This is a genomic window from Streptomyces sp. NPDC033966 (assembly GCF_055575955.1).
In genome coordinates, this window is the sequence record NZ_JBVIRQ010000005.1 from 505,433 (window position 1) to 524,558 (window position 19,126).

A 19,126-nucleotide genomic window follows, 5' to 3' on the forward strand; every position below is an offset into this window, starting at 1 on the left:
AAGGGGGTGCGAAACCCCGTTTCTTCCATTCCTCCGCCGCGCTCTCGGTCGGCTGGCACGCTGTGAAACCCGGAACCACGGATCCGAGGCCGTGGCGTGTGAGACCCGACCGAGATTCTCGAAGCGAGGCACCGCATGGACGCTCCGCCCACCAGATCGGCCAGACCGACGGGCTGGATACCCTCCGGGGGCGGTGTGATCGAGCCCTCCCCGGACGCCGTGCTCATCCGCCGGACCCTCGCGGAGATCGCCCCCGTTGCGGACAAGGTGACCTCGTACTTCTACGCCCTGGTCTTCACGGGGCACCCCGAGGTCCGGGAGATGTTCCCGGCGGCCATGGACGTCCAGCGCGACCGGTTGCTGAAGGCCCTGCTGACCGCCGCCGAGCACATCGACGACCCGGCGGTGCTGATCCCGTACCTGCGCCGGCTCGGCGCGGGCCACCGCAAGTACGGCACCGTGTCCGCCCACTACCCGGCGGTCGGTGAGGCGCTGATCGGCGCGCTGGCCCGGTACGCGGAACTCACCTGGGGGCCGGAGACCGAGGCGGCGTGGGTGCGTGCCTACACGGCCATCTCGCAGACGATGATCGACGCGGCGGCGGAGGACGAGGCCAGGGCACCGGCCTGGTGGCACGCCGAGGTGGTCTCGCACGACCTGCGCACCTCTGACATCGCCGTGCTGACCGTCCGCCCCGACCAGCCGTACCCGTTCCTCGCCGGCCAGTACACGAGCCTGGAGACCCCCTGGTGGCCGCGGGTCTGGCGGCACTACTCCTTCGCCTCGGCGCCCCGCGCGGACGGGCTGCTGTCCTTCCACGTCAAAGCCGTCCCGGCGGGCTGGGTCTCCAACGCCCTGGTACGGCACGCCCGGCCGGGCGACGTACTGCGGCTGGGACCGCCGGCCGGTTCGATGGTGGTGGACCACAGCACCGACAACGGGATGCTGTGCCTGGGCGGCGGTACCGGAATCGCCCCGATCAAGGCGCTGATCGAGGATGTCGCCGAGCACGGCGAGCGGCGCCCGGTGGAGGTCTTCTTCGGGGCGCGCAGCGATCACGACCTCTACGACAAGGACACCCTGCTCGGGTTGCAGCGCTCCCACCCGTGGCTGTCGGTCCGCCCGGTGATCGGCGAGGGGCTGGCCGGACAGCTGCCGCAGGCGGTCGGTGAGCACGGGCCCTGGAGCTCGTACGACGCCTTCATCTCGGGGCCGCCCGCGATGGTCCGCAGCGGCGTGGACGCGCTCAAGCGCATCGGGATCCCCGGGGAGCGGATCCGCTACGACGCCCTGGAGGAGCTGGCGGGCGTGGCCGGATGACTCGGCCCGTCCCGCCGGCCTCCCGGCGTGGTCAGCCCAGATCGGGCGCGTGCATGGCACGCACCCCCTCGATGTTGCCGTCGAGGTAGTGGCGCAGTGAGAGCGGAACCAGGTGGACGGCCGCGATGCCCACCCGGCTGAAGGGCACGCGGACGATCTCGTACTCGCCCTGGGGCTCGTCGACCTCGGGCCCGTGGCGCAGGCCGGGGTCCATGGATTCGAGCCGGCAGACGAAGAAGTGCTGCACCTTCACCCCGGTCACTCCGCCGGAGGCGATGTGCTCGACGGTGTCGACGAAACAGGGCACCACATCGGTGATCTTGGCGCCGAGCTCTTCGTGGAGCTCCCGGTGGAGGGCGTCGACGACAGTGCTGTCCGAGGCTTCCACACCGCCGCCGGGAGTGAGCCAGTACGGGTCGACGCCGGGCTTGGTGCGCTTGATGAGGATCAGGTCGCCACCGTCGAGCAGGATCGCGCGGGCGGTGCGTTTGACCACGGGACGTTCGGTCATGGGAGAAGAGTGGCCCACGTCCGCCCTTCCGAAACGCGCCATCGTCCGAAACCCCAGGGGCTCACCAGTGTTCGGCGGCGCGCAGCAGCCGGTCGTGGGCCCGGGCGAGGTGGGCGAGCGCCAGACTGCCCGCCCGTACGACGAGGAACCAGGTGCGCAGCGGGGGCACGGCGGGTTCCAGCAGGGAGACGACCTCGCCGCGGTCGAGGGCGTCCTGGCACAGGTAGCGGGGCAGCACGGCGAGCCCGGAGCCGGCCCGGACGCATTCCAGTACCGCCCGCAGGTCGGGGGCCACGACGGTGGCGGCGGAGTCGGGCACGGAGTCGAAGACGGCGGCCCAGTAGCGGGTGACCAGGGGCAGGCTCTCGTGGACCTCGACGACCGGGATCCCGTCGAGTGCCGCGGGGCCCGAGGTGCTCAGAGCGGCGGGGTCGGCCAGGGCGGCCCAGTAGGGAGCGGCGACCAGCACCTGCTCCTCGTCGCAGAGGACGGTCGTGGTGAAGGGGCCGCCGCGCGGCCGGGCGGTGGTGACGACCAGGTCGTGCTGCCCGGCGGCCAGACCGGCGAGGTTCTCCTCGGCGCCGGGCGCGAGGGCGGTCCGCAGGGTCTGTCCCTGGCCGACCAGGGGTGCGAGGGCGGGCAGTACGCGCAGGCAGAGGAACTCCGGGGGCCCGGCCAGGTGCAGGGTCCGCAGGGCTCCGGCGGCCTCCCGCTCGGTCTCGGCGATCCGGAGCAGCGCGTCGAGGTGCGGGGCGGCCTTGTGGGCCAGTTCGTCGCCGACGGCAGTGGGGGTGACGCCCCGGGCGCGCCGGTGGAACAGGGGCCGGCCGAGCTGCCGTTCCAGGGTGCGGATCTGCGAGGTGACGGCGGGCTGGGACAGCCCGAGGAGCGCGGCCGCCCGGGTGAACGAGCCGGCCCGGTGCACGGCGACGAAGGTACGCAGCAGGGCCAGGTCCATGGCGGCCCCTCTCGGTGGGGCCTTCAACTATAAATATGCCGATAGGCCCCTGTCGTTACCGTGATTGGACTCTGACGCTGAGTCAATTAGCCTTGTCGGCATGGTTCTTCTCTCGGGGAACCCGGGCGGTCCGAGCCACCAGGGGGGAGGCTCGGACCGCTCTGATGCCCCCTCGCCCGTTCAGGCTCCGGTGGCCGCGGAATCGAGGGCCCGGAGCACGTCGGCGACCAGGTCCTCGGGGTCCTCGGCCCCGGCGGAGAACCGGATGAAGCCCTCCGGCACGTCGTCGCCGCCCCAGCGGCCGCGCCGCTCCGCGGTGGAGCGGACCCCGCCGAAGCTGGTGGCGTCCTCGACCAGGTGCAGTGCGGTCATGAAGCGTTCCGCGTGCGCGCGGTCCGGGAGGGTGAAGGAGACCACCGAGCCGAAGCCGCGCATCTGCCGGGCGGCCGTCTTGTGGGAGGGGTCCGAGGGGAGCCCCGGGTAGCGCAGCCCGGTGACGTCCGTCCGGTCGGCCAGCGCCTCGGCCACTGCCAGCGCGTTGCCCCACTGGCGCCCGGCCCGCAGCTGGAGGGTGGCCAGGGAGCGGTGGGCCAGCCAGGCCTCCATGGGACCCGGGATCGCCCCCACGATCTTGCGCCAGCGGCGGACGGCCGCGGCGAGCTCCGGGTCGCGGCAGACGACGTAGCCGAGGAGCAGGTCGCCGTGGCCGGTGAGTCCCTTGGTGCCGCTGGCGACGGAGAAGTCCGCGCCCAGCTCCAGGGGCCGCTGCCCGAGCGGGGTGGCGAGGGTGTTGTCGACGGCGACCAGGGCCCCCGCCGAGTGCGCGGCCGCCACGAGGCGGCGTACGTCGCAGACGTCGAGCCCCGGGTTGGACGGGGTCTCGATCCACAGCAGCCGGGCCCCGTCGAGGGCGTCGAGCTGTGCGTCCTGGCCGGTCGGCGCGGTGCGCACGTGGACTCCGTACGCCTCGAGCTGCTCGCGGACCAGCGGCAGCGCCTGGTAGCCGTCGGAGGGGAGGACGACGGTGTCGCCGGTGCGGGCCTGGGAGAGCAGGACGGCGGAGACGGCCGCCATGCCGGAGGCGAAGACGACGGTCTCCACCCCCTCCTCGCCGGGTGCCTCCAGTTCCCCGATGGCCCGTTCCAGCAGGGTCCACGTGGGGTTCGTGTCGCGGCCGTAGGTGTACGGGCCCGAGACCTCGCCGGGGAGGTGGAAGTGCGCGGCGAAGACCGGCCCGGGCAGCGGAGGTTCGTTCTTGGCGGGCTCGGGGAGCCCTGCGCGTACGGCGCGGGTTCCGTCGCCGTACCGGTCGGCCGGGGCCGCGGTCGCGGCCGTCTCGCCGGGAGTGTGCTCGTTCACGGGGTGTGCTCCTTCACGGCGGTGCGTACGGCGTCCAGCAGGCCGGTGCTCGCGGCCTCGACCAGGGCCAGGCACTCCTCGAACCCGTCGAACGGGCCGTAGTACGGATCGGGCACGTCCGCCGCGCCCGGTACGCCGGCCCGTGCGGCCGGGGCCGGGTCGTACGAGCGCAGCAGCCGGACCTTGGCGGCGGCCTCCGGGGTGGGCGCGAGGCCGCGCAGGTCCCGCAGGTGACCGGCGTCGAGGGCGATGACGAGGTCGAGGCGGTCGAACCACGAGGCCCGGAACTGCCGGGCCCGGTGGTCCTGCTCGTACCCGGCGGCCTCCAGCACGGCCACGGTGCGCGGGTCGGCGCCGTCGCCCTCGTGCCAGCCGCCGGTGCCGGCGCTGTCCACCTCGACCAGCCCGTCGAGGCCGGCCTCGACGACGCGGGCGCGGAAGACCGACTCGGCCATGGGGGAGCGGCATATGTTGCCGGTGCAGACGAAGCACACGCGGTACATGGGCGGTCCGCTCAGTTCTTGTCGGGCAGGGCCAGGTTCACGGCCCAGGAGACGATGGAGATGATCAGGCCGCCGAGGACGGCGGTCCAGAAGCCGTCGACGTGGAAGCTGAGGTCGAACTTCCCGGCCAGCCAGGAGGTCAGCATCAGCATCAGGGCGTTCACCACGAGGGTGAACAGGCCCAGGGTGAGGATGAACAGCGGGAACGACAGCAGCTTCACCACGGGCTTGACGATCAGGTTGACCAGCCCGAAGACCAGCGCGACCAGGATCAGGGTCAGTGCGCGGCGGCCCGTGCTGCTGCCGTCGTCGAGGGTGATCCCGGAGACCAGCCAGATGGCGACGGCCAGGGCCGCAGCGTTGGCGAGCGTCTTGACTACGAAATTCGTCATGGTCTGATCGTGGCAGAGAAGATCCGGGCCGGGCATCGGCAGATCAGCGGATCCCGGGGCAGCACGGGCAAGAGCAAGGGGCACAGCGAAGATGAAGGCCTTCCGGCTGGACGAGCTCGAAGCGGAGCGCGCCGCCAACAACGGCGCCTACCTGCAGTTCCTGCGGGAGCGGAACATGTCGGTCGGGCTCTACGCGCTCGATGCCGGGCAGAGCGACCCGCAACAGCCGCACCGCCAGGACGAGGTGTACTTCGTGGTGAGCGGGCGGGCCTCCATCACGGTCGGGGAGGAGACGACGGTGGTGGCCAACGGCAGCGTCGTCTACGTTCCGGCGGGGGTGCCGCACAGGTTCCACCACATCACCGAGCCCCTGAAGGTGATGGTGGTCTTCTCACCGCCGGAGGGCTGAGCACGGGCCGGGCAGGGCCGGGGCACGGCCGAGCCGGACGAGGGTCTGAGGGTCGTGCCCCCGATCCCCCTAGGGGGCGGGTCAGGGGGTTCCGAGGGCTCACGGCCCCCTGCGCGGGACCGCGGCCTCCTAGCATCGAGAGCGAGGAAAGAAACGGACCCGGGGACTCACGAAGTCACGGAATCACGGGGTCACTGACGAGGAAGAGGTAGGAACATGGACGGGATCCGAGCGACGTTCGCGGGCATGCCCTGGTGGGTCAAGTGGGTCGCCGTTCCGCTGCTGGCGCTCTTCGCCTTCGGTGGAGTGATCACCTCCATCCTCGGTGCGCTGATCTCGTTCGTCTTCAACGCACTGCTCTTCGTCGCCCTCGTCGGCGGGCTGGTCTTCGTGGTCAAGAAGTTCAGCCGCAACGGCAGCGGGGCGAAGGCCTCCTCCAGCGACTGGTAGGAGCCGCGCCGTCACCTTTCCCCCAACGGGTAAGGGGATTGACCCAGGCGGGGGAACGGGACCGGCCAACCGCCCGCACGGCGGGAACCGGCCGATAGGGTGGCAATCCGTGCCGTTCCCTGGGGGCGGCCCCCGCAGCGCGGGCCGCCCCCAGGCCCGCCGCCACCCCTGGGGGTGAGCTTTGCCTTCGGTTCACAATCCCGGTGTCCCGACCCTGATCGGTTCGGTGCAGCGGGCGTTGAGGCTCCTCGAAGCGGCGGGGTCCCATAGCGGGGGAGCCCCGGCGAAACAGCTGGCGCGCGAAGCCGGGCTCCCGCTCCCCACCGCGTACCACCTGCTGCGCACCCTGACGCACGAGGGCTATCTGCGCCGCGAGGGCGGGGTGTTCGTGCTCGGCGACGCGGCCGGCCGGCTGGCGGGCGGCGGACTTCAGCAGAAACGTCGCAGCATGATCCTCGACTCGCTCGCGCACTTCCGCGACGCGGTCGGGGCCCCTGTCTACTTCGCGGTCTACCGCGAGGGTGAGATCGAGGTCGTGGGCGTCTCGGACACCCCGGCCAACCCGGCCTGCCCGGAATGGGCCGACTTCCGCGCGACCGCCCACGCCCACGCCATCGGCCAGTGCCTGCTGGGCCAGCTCGACGAGAAGACGCGCAAGGACCACTACGACCGGCACCCGGTCGAGAGCATCACGCCCTACACGGTCCGGGACATGCACGCGCTGGAGCAGCGGATCGCCTCCCTGGAACGGATGCAGCCGGTTACGGAGCGTCAGGAATACGCCCTCGGCACGGTGTGCGCGGCCATCCCGATCACGGCCGGCGATGCCGCCGCGACCATGGCCATTTCCCTTCCTGTGCACCAAGAAGACCGATTGCTCTATGCGGTTGATCGACTACGGAGTGAAGTAGGCGCGCTGTTGAGCACCCTCTCCTTCTCTATCAGTATCTGAAAACTCACTCCTTGTGATCTGCTGGCGCTTCCACCACCCTTGTCAAGACGGCCCTGGGGGATCATTCCTGGCCACTTCCACTACAGCGGGGTAGGCAATGCGCGAGTCGGTACAGGCAGAGGTCATGATGAGCTTCCTCGTTTCCGAGGAGCTCGCGTTCCGGATCCCGGTGGAGCTCCGGTACGACGCCCGTGACCCCTACGCGGTCCGCCTGACCTTCCACCTTCCCGGAGACGCCCCGGTGACCTGGGCGTTCGGCCGGGAGCTGCTTCTCGACGGCATCAACAAGCCGAGCGGTGACGGCGACGTGCACATCGCGCCCACCGATCCGGACGAGCTGTCCGACGTCCACATCCGGCTTCAGGTCGGGGGTGACCGGGCCCTGTTCCGGGCCGGCGCGGGCCCGCTCGTCGCGTTCCTCGACCGGACCGACCGGCTTGTTCCGCTCGGTCAGGAGCGCAACCTCGGCGACTTCGAGGAGAGCCTCGACCAGGCACTCGGCAAGATCCTCTCCGAGTCGCAGCACGACGAGCGCAAGGCGGGCTGAGGCCGGCCCCGGAAGTCCCGGTCCCCGGCCCGCCCTTCAGCGCTTGCGGCGGCGCCGGCCCCGGCCGCCGCGGGCCGGCGCCGCGGCCGGACCGGCGGCCGGGCTGCCGGCCGCCCCGTCCGCGGGCCCGGGCCGGTCGGCTGAGACCACCAGTGCCGCCAGCGCCGTGGTCACCGGCACCGAGGCCACGAGCCCGATGGAGCCCACGAGGGTCCGTACGATCTCCTCCGCGACCAGCTCGCTGTTGGCCACCGTACCCATGCTGCTGTTCGCGATAGAGAACAGCAGCAGGAGCGGCAACGCGGCGCCCGCATACGCCAGGACGAGGGTGTTCACGACCGACGCGATGTGGTCGCGGCCGATCCGGATGGCGGCCCGGTACAGGGCGCGCGGACCCATGCCCGGGTCCGCCTGGTGGAGTTCCCAGACGGCCGACGTCTGAGTGACGGTCACGTCGTCGAGCACGCCCAGGGATCCGATGATCACGCCTGCGAGCAGCAAACCGCTCATGTCGATGTCCGGGTAGAGCCCGTGGATCAGACCGGTGTTGTCGTCCGTGTTGCCGCTCAGGAACGCCCAGCCGATGAACTGCGAGCCCAGCAGCCCGATCAGCAGCAGCGAGACCAGCGTGCCGAGGACGGCGACCGAGGTCCTGGCCGTCAGCCCGTGGCACATGTAGAGGGCGATCAGCATGATCGCGCTGGCGCCGATGACCGCGACGAGCAGCGGGTTCGAGCCCTGCAGGATCGCCGGGAGGATGAAGAGCGTCAGGACACCGAAGCTGACGACGAGCGCGATCAGGGCGAAGAGGCCGCGCATCCGGCCCACCACGACGACCGCGACGGCGAAGATGCCGGCCAGCAGCGCCATCGGGAACTTGCGGTTCAAGTCGATCACCGAGTACTGGAGGTCCCGGGGCGCGTCCGGGGCGTACGCCACCACCACCTCCTGACCCTTCTCCAACTGCCGGGGCGCGCCCGGCTGGACGATCTCGAAGAAGGCCCGGCCCTGCTCCGGTCCGCTGGTCACCTCGATGGTGGCCTTCTTGCACTCGCCGGTCCGGGCGGCCTGCGCCTCGCGGCCCTCGGGGGTGGACGTGTCACCCGTGGGGGGGACCTGGGAGGCGTTCACCGATTTGCAGTCGACCTTCGCGAGCGCGACGACCTTGCCCTGCTGGGTCTGGCGGTCGAAGCCCACCCCGGTGCGCTCGTGCGCGGGGGCGCCGCCGGGCCAGAGCACGGCCATGCCGATGAAGACGGCGGCGGCGAAGGGGATGAGTACGGCTGCGATCACCTTGCGCAGGTGCTTGGAGACCGGAGCGGCCGGCCCGTGGCCGTGGCCGTGGCCATGACCGTGGCCGGGTCCGTGGCCGTGGGAATGCCCGTGGGAGGAGGCTTCGGCATGCCCGTGGGACGCATGCTCGTGGCCGGTGTGGCCCAAGGGTTCTGTGGGCTCGTGGGGAGGCTGCGGCGAGGACGTCACCGGCAGATCATCGCAAGAGTTGAGGGGGCCTACTGTTCAGCACGCCACACACGACGCTAACGTGGGGGCTACTTTGCACAACGCGGGAGCTCGGAGCACCGGGCTGAGAGGGCGCTGATCACCGTACGCGCATGAGAATGCGTACGGGAGGAGGCTGCGTCGACCGCCGAACCTGTTACCGGGTAATGCCGGCGTAGGGAGATAGGTCTCATGACCATTCAGGACGCACGCACGCCTGCCGTCAGCCAGGACGCCGACGGCCAGACCGAGCGCCAGCCGGGCTGGCACAAGGGCTACGTGGCGGGCTCCCGCCCCGACATCCGGGTGCCGGTCCGCCAGGTCCACCTCACCAACGGCAAGGACGTGACGCTCTACGACACGTCCGGGCCGTACACCGACCCGCAGATCGAGACCGACGTCCGCCGGGGCCTCGCGCCCCTGCGCGAGAACTGGATCATCGGCCGCGGTGACACGGAGGAGTACGCGGGACGCCCCGTCCGCCCCGAGGACGACGGCATCAAGCACACCTCTCCGCGCGGGGGCCTCAAGAACCTCGACGCGGTCTTCCCGGGCCGCCCGCGCCAGCCCCGCCGGGGCCGCGGCGGCGCCGCGGTCACGCAGCTCGCGTACGCCCGCCGGGGCGAGATCACCCCGGAGATGGAGTACGTCGCGATCCGCGAGAACGTCTCCCCCGAGGTCGTCCGCGAGGAGATCGCCGCAGGTCGCGCGGTGCTTCCTGCCAACGTGAACCACCCGGAGATCGAGCCGATGATCATCGGCAAGAAGTTCCTGGTGAAGGTCAACGCCAACATCGGCAACTCCGCGGTCACCTCCTCGATCGAGGAGGAGGTGGAGAAGATGACCTGGGCCACCCGCTGGGGTGCCGACACGGTCATGGACCTCTCCACCGGCCGCAACATCCACACCACCCGCGAGTGGGTGCTGCGCAACTCCCCGGTCCCGATCGGCACCGTGCCGCTCTACCAGGCCCTGGAGAAGGTCGACGGCAGGGCCGAGGACCTGACCTGGGAGATCTACAAGGACACGGTCATCGAGCAGGCCGAGCAGGGCGTCGACTACATGACGGTCCACGCCGGCGTGCTGCTGCCCTACGTGCCGCTGACCGCCCGTCGCAAGACCGGCATCGTCTCCCGCGGTGGTTCGATCATGGCCGCCTGGTGCCTGGCGCATCACAAGGAGAACTTCCTCTACACGAACTTCGAGGAGCTCTGCGAGATCCTCGCGACGTACGACGTCACCTACTCGCTGGGTGACGGCCTGCGCCCCGGCTCCATCGCGGACGCCAACGACGCGGCGCAGTTCGCGGAGCTGAAGACGCTGGGCGAGCTGAACACCATCGCCAAGCGGCACAACGTCCAGACGATGATCGAGGGCCCGGGCCACGTCCCGATGCACAAGATCAAGGAGAACATCGACCTCCAGCAGGAGATCTGCGAGGAGGCGCCGTTCTACACGCTCGGCCCGCTGACCACGGACGTCGCGCCCGCGTACGACCACATCACCTCGGGTATCGGCGCCGCGATGATCGCCTGGTGGGGCACCGCGATGCTCTGCTACGTGACGCCCAAGGAGCACCTGGGCCTGCCCAACCGGGACGACGTGAAGACCGGCGTCATCACCTACAAGATCTCCGCGCACGCGGCGGACCTGGCCAAGGGCCACCCTGGTGCCCAGGAGTGGGACGACGCCCTGTCGGACGCGCGGTTCGAGTTCCGCTGGGAGGACCAGTTCAACCTGGCCCTCGACCCGGACACGGCCCGTGAGTTCCACGACGAGACCCTCCCGGCCGAGCCGGCCAAGACCGCGCACTTCTGCTCCATGTGCGGTCCGAAGTTCTGCTCGATGAAGATCTCGCAGGACATCCGCCGTGAGCACGGCGGTGACCTGAAGGCCGATGAGATCGCGGCGGGCATGGCGGAGAAGTCCGCCGAGTTCGCGGCCTCGGGCAACAGGGTCTACCTGCCGCTGGCCGACTGACCGGCGCGGAAGGACCGGCCGACGGCATTCCGGGGGGAGTCGTCGGCCGGCCTTCGCCGTTTCGGGAAAGCCCGTGGGCACGGGCGGATGTTTCACGTGAAACAGGCCCGGACGGGCGGAGCGCGGCGGCGGGACCCCGACGCCCGGGGTCTCACTCGGGGTCGTGCTCCGGGCCGCCGAAGTCCGGGCTGGTGAAGTCCGGCGAGGTGAAGCCGGGGCGGGAGCCCTGGGAGTTGGGGCCCGGGCTGGTGAAGTCCGGGCGCGTGTAGCCCAGGCTGGGGATCCGTCCGGCCCCCGGCGTGCGCGGCACCGGGTAGCCCGGCCCGGCGGTCGGGTCGGCCAGGGCGTCGCGCAGGAACGGCACGATGCCCCGCTCCAGCAGTGCGTTCCGCCAGGCCTCTCGCGCGCGGGAGAGCTCGTCGGGTATCGGCACGCTCTCTTCCGCCGCGACCTCCGTGGAACTGTTGCGCAGGGCCGTCACGAGCAGCCCGATCACCGCGAACAGCAGGGCGGCCACGGTGAGCCCGCCGAAGAGCCAGCCCGCCGTCAGCATCGTCTCGGCGAAGGCCGGGGCGGGGTCGATCATCTTGAGGCTGTATCCCACCAGCAGGAAGATCAGCATGGCGGTGCCCGCCAGGACCGGTGCCAGGACGCCGACCACGGCGGTGACGCCGGCTCCGCCGTCCTGATCCTCGGCGCCGTCTTCGGCGACCGTCCCGGAGGCCGACAGGGCCCCGTCGCGCAGTTCCTCCCGCACCTTCACGTAGTGGTCGTACTCGGCGGCCGCCGCGGCGGTCAGGAGCGTGGTGGCGGCCAGGGCCATGGTGCGCAGCTGTTCGGCGTTCAGCCGTTCGCCGAGGGTGGCGAGTTCGGGCCGTCCGTCCGCGGTGCGCAGTACCTCGTCGAGGAGCCGGTCGAACTCCGGTCGGTCTTCGGTGAGCAGGTGCGGAGCGCTGGTCATGTGCATCCCCCGATGCTCCGTACATGCCGGTATGCCCGCGTAGATCCGGGGCTCCGGCACAAACGGAGGAGAGCCTGCTACGGATAGAGCGATGGTAGAGCGCCCCTGCCACGCCGTGACAGGGGCTTTGCTGAAATACCCCGCTCCGAGAACGCTCAGTCGCGCAGAGGTAGTTGAACGACGAGCAGCTTGCCCGCCATCGTCACGCCGCCGTCCATCGCGATGGCCAGCCCGTCCGCGTACACGTGCGGCCCGTCCACGGCCTCCGGGCCGTGGGAGTCGTCGCCGTCCTCGGTGCCCACCTCGCCGAGCAGGTACGGGATGGGGCTGTGGCCGTGGACGACCCGGCTGCCGCCGTAGGTGGTCAGGAGTTCCCGTACGGCCTGGGGGCCGGTCTCCTCGTCGCGGAAGGCGAACCGCTTGGTGAACTTGCGGAAGAGGTCCCAGGTGATGTCGGCGTCGTTGCGGTTGAGCAGCTCGTGGATGGTGTCGTTGACGTCCTCGATGGAGTCGCCGTAGTCCAGGTACGCCGTGGTGTCGGAGTGCAGCAGCAGGTGGCCGTCCTGCAGCGTCGCCGCGTCGAGGCGGGACATCCACTGGAGGTGGACGTCCTCCAGGCGCTCCATGTCCGTGCGCTGGCCGCCGTTGAGCAGCCAGGCGGCCTGGAAGGTGGCGGTTCCCGCGCCGGAGGACACGGGGGTGTCGCCGAAGCGCTTGGCGCCGATCAGGAGCAGCTCGTGGTTGCCCATCAGGGCCTTGCAGTAGCCGCCGGCGGCGGCGGCCTCGGCGGAGAGCCGCATGACGAGGTCGATCACGCCGATGCCGTCGGGGCCGCGGTCGGTGAAGTCGCCGAGGAACCAGAGCCGGGCGTTGCCGGCGGACCAGCGGCACTCGGCGTCGATGAGGTGCTGGGCCTGGAGTTCCCGGATGAGTTCGTCCAGGTAACCGTGTACGTCGCCCACCACGTAGAGCGGGCCGGGGCCGGAGCCCGGGTGCTCCTGGGGGACGTACTGGACCTGCACGGTGTCCCCGGGGCCGCCGGCCGAGCCGCGGACGATGATGGGCAGGTCGCGCTGCGTGGGGGTGTAGCCGTCGTCACCGCCGCCGTCGGCGTACTCGCCGTCGCCCGCGGTGCGCTGCTGCGGGACGGCCTCCGTGCCCGGGCGGGCGGCAGGGGCTGAGGCGGGGCGGTCGGGGGCGTACCCGGGCCGCGGGGGCACGGGAGCGCTCTCGTCGTAGTACGCGGGGTACTCGCCGTACACGGGGGGCTCGCCGGGCAGTGCGGCGGGCGCGGTGTACGGCGCGGGTTCGACGACCGGCACCCGGAAGTCCCGCAGCGTGTCCGTCCGCATCGCGGGTCCCTGACCGGCCCCCTGAGTCATCGACCCCTCCACCACCGTCGCGCTGCCGTGCACCTGCGGACCCTCCTCACCTCCGGGGTGGAGGGTCCGTGATGTCGTGCGCCCATCATAGGAATGCGGCTCGCGCTCTGTGACGCACCAGGGGTGGTGAATCCTGGCCGGAACCTCTCCTTCCTGCCCTTTTGTTCCGATTTCGGCGCTGTAGAAATCCTCGGCGGGGCCGTCGGCCCCGCCCATGTGACGGTGTGGCGGTCAGTCCTGGGCCGGTGAACGCGGCGGGCTGACGGTCGTGCGGGGCGTTCTGCGCTGCGACGAGGTGCGGATGATCAGCTCGGTCGGCACGACCTGTTCGACGGGGCGTCCGGTGTCCACTCCCTCGATCGCGTCGATCAGCAGCTGTACGACGGCGGTGCCGATGCGGCGGGGCTTGAGGGAGAGGGTGGTGATGGGCGGTTCGGTGTTGGCGTAGACGGTGGATTCGCTGCAGCAGACGAGGAGCAGGTCCTCCGGGACCCGGAGCCCGTAGCGCCGGGCGGCGGCGAGGAGGTCGGTGCCGTTGGGGTCGAAGAGGCCGTACACGGCGTCCGGGCGGTCGGGGCGGGCGAGGAGCCGGTCGGCGGCGACGGCGCCCGCGCACGGGTCGTGGGCGGGGTAGGACTCGTAGACGGGGTCCTGGCCGACGCGCTCGCACCAGTTGAGGTAGGCGGTCGTGGAGAGCCGGGTGTAGGTGTCGGTGGTGGTGCCGGTCAGCAGCCCGATGCGGCGGGCTCCGGCGGCGGCGAGGTGGTCGAGGAGGCCCAGTACGGCGGCCTCGTGGTCGTTGTCCACCCAGGCGGTGACGGGGAGGGTGCCTGCCGGCCGGCCGTCGGAGACCACGGGCAGGCCCTGGCGGACCAGTTCGCTGACGACCGGGTCGTGGTCGGAGGGGTCGATGACGACGGTGCCGTCGAGGGCCACGTTGGACCAGACGTCGTGTCGTGAGGTGGCGGGCAGGATGACGAGGGCGTAGCCGCGGGCGAGCGCCGCGGAGGTGGCGGCCCGTGCCATCTCGGCGAAGTACGCGAATTCGGTGAAGGTGAAAGGTTCATCCCCGTACGTGGTCACGGTCAGGCCGATGAGGCCCGACTTGCCGGTACGGAGGGTGCGGGCCGCGGCGGAGGGGCGGTACCCCAGCCGGTCGGCGACCTCGCGGACGTGGCGGCGGGTGGCGTCCGGCAGCCTCCCCTTGCCATTGAGCGCGTCGGAGACGGTTGTGATGGACACGCCCGCCGCGGCGGCCACGTCCCTGATGCCGGCCCGGCCCTGTCGACCGCCGACCCGCCGGGTGGTCTCGGTCCGGCTCACCTGATGCTTCCCTGCTGCTGTCATGGCGAGCCGATAGTAGGGCTCGGAGGGGAGGGTGGTTCGGGTGCATATGCACGCGTTGACAGGCACGATTCTGCACGGTTCGCCACCCCCAATGACCTTGGAATTGAAGGTATTTTGCACCTGATGCCGAGAGTGGGGCTTGTCGGCGGGTACGAGCATGCCAAAACGGAGCCGTCTCGGGTCGCCCTCAACTCACCTGCACGAGGGACGCGCGCCACGGCGCAGGCCACCGGCGCGCGCATATATGCGTGCGCTCCCCCTGTGTTCCTGGCGCCCGCCATTCTCGGATCGGCGGAATCCTCATAAGGTGAGCAGTATTGAGTCGACGGAGACGTCGACGGGACGGTCGAGGAGGACCTGCGGTGAGCGAGAAGAGCCCGAAGCTGCGCGCCGAGCTGGACGGCATCCCCACCTACAAGCCCGGCAAGCCCGCCGCCGCGGGCGGGGCCGTCGCGTTCAAGCTGTCCTCGAACGAGAACCCGTATCCGCCGCTTCCGGGGGTCCTGGAGACCGCGGTGGCGGCCGCGGGCCGGTTCAACCGCTACCCGGACATGGCGTGCACCGGGCTGGTGAACGAGCTGGCGGACCGTTTCGGCGTGCCGGTCGAGCACATCGCCACGGGCACCGGCTCGGTGGGCGTGGCCCAGTCGCTGATCCAGTCGACGGCCGGCCCGGGTGACGAGGTCATCTACGCCTGGCGGTCCTTCGAGGCGTACCCGATCATCACCCAGATCTCCGGCGCCAAGTCGGTGCAGGTGCCGCTGACCGACGGGGACGTCCACGACCTGGACGCGATGTTCGCCGCGATCACCGACCGGACCCGCCTGATCTTCGTTTGCAACCCCAACAACCCCACCGGCACCGCTGTGCGCCGCGCCGAGCTGGAGCGGTTCCTGGACCGGGTGCCCTCGGACATCCTGGTGGTGCTGGACGAGGCCTACCGCGAGTTCGTGCGCGACGCCGACGTCCCGGACGGCATCGAGCTCTACCGCGACCGCCCGAACGTGGCCGTGCTGCGCACGTTCTCCAAGGCGTACGGGCTGGCCGGCCTGCGCGTCGGCTTCGCGGTGGCGCACGAGCCGGTGGCCGCGGCACTGCGCAAGACGGCGGTGCCCTTCGGCGTGAGCCAGCTCGCCCAGGACGCGGCGGTCGCCTCGCTGCGGGCCGAGGACGAGCTGATGGGCCGGGTCGGGGCGCTGGTGTGCGAGCGCAACCGCGTGCACGAGACGCTGCTCGCACAGGGCTGGACGGTTCCGGACACCCAGGCCAACTTCGTCTGGATGCGGCTGGGGGAGCGGACCGCCGACTTCGCGGAGGCCTGCGAGAAGGCCGGTGTGGTGGTCCGGCCCTTCGCGGGCGAGGGCCTGCGGGTCACGATCGGTGAGACCGAGGCGAACGACCTCTTCCTGCACACGGCGGAGGCGTTCTTCAAGGAGCTGTAGCCGGGGAGCTGGGGTCAGACCAGTTCCACGCGGATGGGGTCGCCGTCGCGGACGGTGGCCAGGAGGCGGGGGTCGCCGTCGAACGAGCCGAGCACGTTGCACGGGCTCGCCAGGCGGCTCTCGCCTCCGCGCGAGATGGGCGTGGGGCCGTAGGGCAGGGCGAGTGCGTCGCCCTCGGTCCAGAAAGCGACCGTGCCGGGCTCGACGACCTGCTGGGCGTCGTCTTCCAGGGCCACGGAGACCCCGGTGTCGAAGTAGACCTCCTCGCCCCAGGTGTTCGCGGAGGCGGAGATCGGCAGGGCCGCGGCCAGCGCCTTGCTGGTCGGGGTCTCGTCGAGGGTCGCGGTGAGCAGGCCCGCAGGCCAGGAGATTCGAATCTGCATGGGCCATATTCAACAATCTGTTGAAAACCTTGGCTAGTGGCCGATAGGGGGACCCCGGCTGATTCGGGCTGCGGGTGGTAGGACATAATGCTTGTGAATGTGAACGCGTTCACAAGCGTGTCCTGCTTTCTCCCGTTATGGGGAGGAACCCGCCAGGCAGACTGCCCGCTGTGACCACGGCGACGACAAGGAGAAGACGACGTGGACCTAGCTTTGGCGCCTGAGACATTGGCGCGCTGGCAGTTCGGAATCACCACCGTCTACCACTTCCTCTTCGTGCCGCTCACGATCTCGCTCGCCGCGCTGACCGCCGGCCTGCAGACCGCGTGGGTCCGGACGGAGAAGGAGAAGTACCTCAGAGCCACGAAGTTCTGGGGCAAGCTTTTCTTGATCAATATCGCGATGGGTGTCGTCACCGGCATCGTCCAGGAGTTCCAGTTCGGTATGAACTGGTCCGACTACTCGCGATTCGTGGGCGACATCTTCGGCGCCCCGCTGGCGTTCGAGGCCTTGATCGCCTTCTTCTTCGAGTCGACCTTCATCGGTCTGTGGATCTTCGGCTGGGACAAGCTGCCGAAGAAGATCCACCTCGCCTGCATCTGGATGGTCTCACTCGGCACCGTCCTGTCCGCCTACTTCATCCTGGCGGCCAATTCCTGGATGCAGCACCCGATCGGCTACCGCATCAACGAGGAGCGGGGCCGGGCCGAGCTCACCGACTTCTGGGCGGTCCTCACCCAGGACACGGCCCTCACCCAGTTCTTCCACACCATCACGGCCGCGTTCCTCGTCGGCGGCGCGTTCATGGTCGGCATCGCCGCCTTCCACCTCGCGCGCAAGAAGCACATCCCGGTGATGCGCAGCTCGCTGCGGCTCGGCCTGGTCGTCATGATCATCGCCGGTATGGGCACGGCGATCAGCGGTGACCTGCTCGGCAAGGTGATGTTCAAGCAGCAGCCGATGAAGATGGCCGCCGCCGAGGCCCTCTGGGACGGCGAGGCGCCGGCCCCCTTCTCCGTCTTCGCCTACGGAGACGTGGAGAAGGGCCACAACAAGGTGGCCATCGAGATCCCGGGCCTGCTGTCCTTCCTGGCCAACGACGACTTCAGCTCCTTCGTCCCCGGCATCAACGACGTCAACAAGGCCGAGCAGGAGAAGTTCGGCCCCGGCGACTACCGCCCCAACATCCCCGTCGCGTACTGGGGCTTCCGCTGGATGATCGGCTTCGGCATGGCCTCCCTCGGGATCGGCATGCTCGGGCTGTGGCTGACCCGCAAGCGGTTCATGCTGCCGCCGGCGCTGCGCACCGCTGAGGACGAGGTCCCCCATCTCGTCCTCTTCAAGAAGGCGCTCAGCCCCCGGTTCGCCCGGCTGTACTGGATCACCGCGCTCTGGACCATGCTCTTCCCGCTGATCGCCAACTCCTGGGGCTGGATATTCACCGAGATGGGCCGTCAGCCCTGGGTGGTCTACGGAGTGCTGCGCACCAGGGACGCGGTCTCGCCGGGCGTCTCGCAGGGCGAGGTGCTCACCTCGATGATCGGCTTCACGCTGCTCTACGCCGTGCTCGCGGTGATCGAGGTCAGGCTCCTCGTGAAGTACGTCAAGGCCGGCCCGCCCGAGCTCACCGAGGCCGACCTCAACCCGCCCACCAGGATCGGCGGGGACGACAAGAACCCCGACCGGCCGATGGCCTTCTCGTACTGAGGCTGAGGAGACCACACCATGGAACTTCACGACGTCTGGTTCGTACTGATCGCCGTCCTGTGGACCGGCTACTTCTTCCTGGAGGGCTTCGACTTCGGCATCGGTGTCCTGACCAAGCTCCTCGCCCGGGACCGCACGGAGAAGCGGGTCCTGATCAACACGATCGGGCCCGTCTGGGACGGCAACGAGGTCTGGCTGCTCACGGCGGGCGGTGCCACCTTCGCCGCCTTCCCGGAGTGGTACGCGACCCTGTTCTCCGGCTTCTACCTGCCGCTGCTGATCATCCTGGGCTGCCTCATCGTCCGCGGCGTCGCCTTCGAGTACCGCCACAAGCGGTCCGAGGAGCGGTGGCAGGCCAACTGGGAACACGCGATCTTCTGGACCTCGCTGATCCCGGCCTTCCTGTGGGGCGTGGCCTTCGCCAACATCGCGCGCGGCGTGAAGATCGACCAGGACATGGAGTACGTCGGGAACGTCCTCGACCTGCTCAACGTCTACTCGGTCCTCGGCGGCCTGGTCACCCTCACCCTGTTCACCTTCCACGGTGCCGTCTTCGCCGCGCTGAAGACCGTCGGGGACATCCGGGACCGTGCGCGTGCGCTGGCCACCCGGCTGGGTGTGGTGACGGCCGTCCTGGCCCTGGCCTTCCTGATCTGGACCCAGGCCTCGCGCGGTGACGTGTGGAGCCTGGTGGCCATGGCCGTCGCAGTACTGGCACTGGTCGCGGCCCTCGGGTTCAACCTGGCGGGCCGGGAGGGCTGGGCGTTCGCCCTGTCCGGGATCACCATCGCGGCGGCCGTCGCGATGCTCTTCCTGACACTGTTCCCGAACGTCATGCCGTCCTCGCTGGACGCGGCCTGGAGCCTCACGGTCACCAACGCCTCGTCCACCCCGTACACCCTGAAGATCATGACCTGGTGCGCCGCCGTGGCCACTCCCCTGGTCCTGCTCTACCAGGGCTGGACGTACTGGGTCTTCCGCAAGCGGATCGGTACGCAGCACATCGTCGACGCGCACTGAGCC

At 70.3% G+C, this 19,126-nt stretch carries 19 protein-coding genes; 9 read left to right on the forward strand and 10 right to left on the reverse strand.

Annotated features, from left to right (window positions below; all coding sequences use genetic code 11):
* Nucleotides 1–114: 114 nt before the first annotated feature.
* The gene (locus ACZ518_RS17590) at nucleotides 115–1,320 is read left to right on the forward strand and encodes a globin domain-containing protein (protein WP_469114017.1); all 1,206 of its coding nucleotides are present in this window, start codon (nucleotides 115–117) and stop codon (nucleotides 1,318–1,320) included.
* 31 nt (nucleotides 1,321–1,351) lie between these two features.
* Here the strand turns inward: ACZ518_RS17590 and ACZ518_RS17595 are convergent, their stop codons facing one another.
* The 5 genes from ACZ518_RS17595 to ACZ518_RS17615 form a co-directional block, all read right to left on the reverse strand.
* Complete coding sequence (locus ACZ518_RS17595) at nucleotides 1,352–1,831, reverse strand: NUDIX domain-containing protein (RefSeq protein WP_469113910.1); 480 nt, start codon at nucleotides 1,829–1,831, stop codon at nucleotides 1,352–1,354.
* A gap of 61 nt (nucleotides 1,832–1,892) precedes the next feature.
* Nucleotides 1,893–2,789: a LysR family transcriptional regulator gene (locus ACZ518_RS17600; protein ID WP_469113911.1), complete on the reverse strand. Its 897-nt coding sequence runs from the start codon at nucleotides 2,787–2,789 to the stop codon at nucleotides 1,893–1,895.
* A 180-nt stretch (nucleotides 2,790–2,969) separates the two neighbouring features.
* A complete protein-coding gene (locus tag ACZ518_RS17605; protein WP_469113912.1) occupies nucleotides 2,970–4,148 on the reverse strand; it encodes a cystathionine gamma-lyase in 1,179 nt (392 codons plus the stop codon).
* On the reverse strand, nucleotides 4,145–4,651 hold the full coding sequence (locus ACZ518_RS17610; RefSeq protein ID WP_469113913.1) for a low molecular weight protein-tyrosine-phosphatase: 507 nt from the start codon (nucleotides 4,649–4,651) through the stop codon (nucleotides 4,145–4,147). The genes ACZ518_RS17605 and ACZ518_RS17610 overlap by 4 nt, the downstream gene beginning before the upstream one ends.
* A gap of 11 nt (nucleotides 4,652–4,662) precedes the next feature.
* Entirely contained in the window at nucleotides 4,663–5,043 is a 381-nt protein-coding gene (locus ACZ518_RS17615; protein WP_007265269.1) for a phage holin family protein, read from the reverse strand.
* A gap of 91 nt (nucleotides 5,044–5,134) precedes the next feature.
* On the opposite strand from ACZ518_RS17615, the gene ACZ518_RS17620 reads away from it, so the two are divergent.
* From ACZ518_RS17620 to ACZ518_RS17635, 4 genes are all read left to right on the forward strand, one after another.
* Nucleotides 5,135–5,452, forward strand: coding sequence for a cupin domain-containing protein (locus ACZ518_RS17620; protein ID WP_427706964.1), 318 nt, complete (start codon nucleotides 5,135–5,137; stop codon nucleotides 5,450–5,452).
* Between the two features lie 225 nt (nucleotides 5,453–5,677).
* Nucleotides 5,678–5,902, forward strand: coding sequence for a DUF5326 family protein (locus ACZ518_RS17625; protein ID WP_469114018.1), 225 nt, complete (start codon nucleotides 5,678–5,680; stop codon nucleotides 5,900–5,902).
* A gap of 181 nt (nucleotides 5,903–6,083) precedes the next feature.
* Nucleotides 6,084–6,854 (forward strand): IclR family transcriptional regulator, encoded by a 771-nt coding sequence (locus tag ACZ518_RS17630; RefSeq protein ID WP_469113914.1) that lies wholly within the window; start codon nucleotides 6,084–6,086, stop codon nucleotides 6,852–6,854.
* A gap of 97 nt (nucleotides 6,855–6,951) precedes the next feature.
* Nucleotides 6,952–7,401 (forward strand): SsgA family sporulation/cell division regulator, encoded by a 450-nt coding sequence (locus ACZ518_RS17635; protein ID WP_469113915.1) that lies wholly within the window; start codon nucleotides 6,952–6,954, stop codon nucleotides 7,399–7,401.
* Between the two features lie 36 nt (nucleotides 7,402–7,437).
* Here ACZ518_RS17635 and ACZ518_RS17640 read toward each other — a convergent pair whose 3' ends face one another.
* Nucleotides 7,438–8,883: a YibE/F family protein gene (locus tag ACZ518_RS17640; protein ID WP_469113916.1), complete on the reverse strand. Its 1,446-nt coding sequence runs from the start codon at nucleotides 8,881–8,883 to the stop codon at nucleotides 7,438–7,440.
* 210 nt (nucleotides 8,884–9,093) lie between these two features.
* Here ACZ518_RS17640 and thiC point away from each other — a divergent pair, with 210 nt between their 5' ends.
* Nucleotides 9,094–10,881, forward strand: coding sequence for a phosphomethylpyrimidine synthase ThiC (gene thiC, locus ACZ518_RS17645; protein ID WP_469113917.1), 1,788 nt, complete (start codon nucleotides 9,094–9,096; stop codon nucleotides 10,879–10,881).
* Nucleotides 10,882–11,032: 151 nt separating this feature from the next.
* On the opposite strand, the gene ACZ518_RS17650 is transcribed toward thiC, so the two are convergent.
* From ACZ518_RS17650 to ACZ518_RS17660, 3 genes are all read right to left on the reverse strand, one after another.
* Entirely contained in the window at nucleotides 11,033–11,848 is an 816-nt protein-coding gene (locus ACZ518_RS17650) for a hypothetical protein (RefSeq protein WP_469113918.1), read from the reverse strand.
* A 149-nt stretch (nucleotides 11,849–11,997) separates the two neighbouring features.
* Nucleotides 11,998–13,239 (reverse strand): metallophosphoesterase, encoded by a 1,242-nt coding sequence (locus tag ACZ518_RS17655; RefSeq protein ID WP_469114019.1) that lies wholly within the window; start codon nucleotides 13,237–13,239, stop codon nucleotides 11,998–12,000.
* 216 nt (nucleotides 13,240–13,455) lie between these two features.
* The gene (locus ACZ518_RS17660; RefSeq protein ID WP_007265278.1) at nucleotides 13,456–14,571 is read right to left on the reverse strand and encodes a LacI family DNA-binding transcriptional regulator; all 1,116 of its coding nucleotides are present in this window, start codon (nucleotides 14,569–14,571) and stop codon (nucleotides 13,456–13,458) included.
* A 362-nt stretch (nucleotides 14,572–14,933) separates the two neighbouring features.
* On the opposite strand from ACZ518_RS17660, the gene hisC reads away from it, so the two are divergent.
* Nucleotides 14,934–16,013 carry a histidinol-phosphate transaminase gene (gene hisC / locus ACZ518_RS17665; RefSeq protein ID WP_469113919.1) on the forward strand — a complete coding sequence of 360 codons (1,080 nt, stop codon included), beginning with the start codon at nucleotides 14,934–14,936 and terminating at the stop codon, nucleotides 16,011–16,013.
* A 14-nt stretch (nucleotides 16,014–16,027) separates the two neighbouring features.
* Here hisC and ACZ518_RS17670 read toward each other — a convergent pair whose 3' ends face one another.
* Nucleotides 16,028–16,396: a cyclophilin-like fold protein gene (locus ACZ518_RS17670; RefSeq protein ID WP_042801275.1), complete on the reverse strand. Its 369-nt coding sequence runs from the start codon at nucleotides 16,394–16,396 to the stop codon at nucleotides 16,028–16,030.
* 201 nt (nucleotides 16,397–16,597) lie between these two features.
* On the opposite strand from ACZ518_RS17670, the gene ACZ518_RS17675 reads away from it, so the two are divergent.
* Nucleotides 16,598–18,103 carry a cytochrome ubiquinol oxidase subunit I gene (locus ACZ518_RS17675; protein WP_469113920.1) on the forward strand — a complete coding sequence of 502 codons (1,506 nt, stop codon included), beginning with the start codon at nucleotides 16,598–16,600 and terminating at the stop codon, nucleotides 18,101–18,103.
* Between the two features lie 18 nt (nucleotides 18,104–18,121).
* Complete coding sequence (cydB, locus tag ACZ518_RS17680) at nucleotides 18,122–19,123, forward strand: cytochrome d ubiquinol oxidase subunit II (RefSeq protein ID WP_469113921.1); 1,002 nt, start codon at nucleotides 18,122–18,124, stop codon at nucleotides 19,121–19,123.
* Nucleotides 19,124–19,126: the final 3 nt, after the last annotated feature.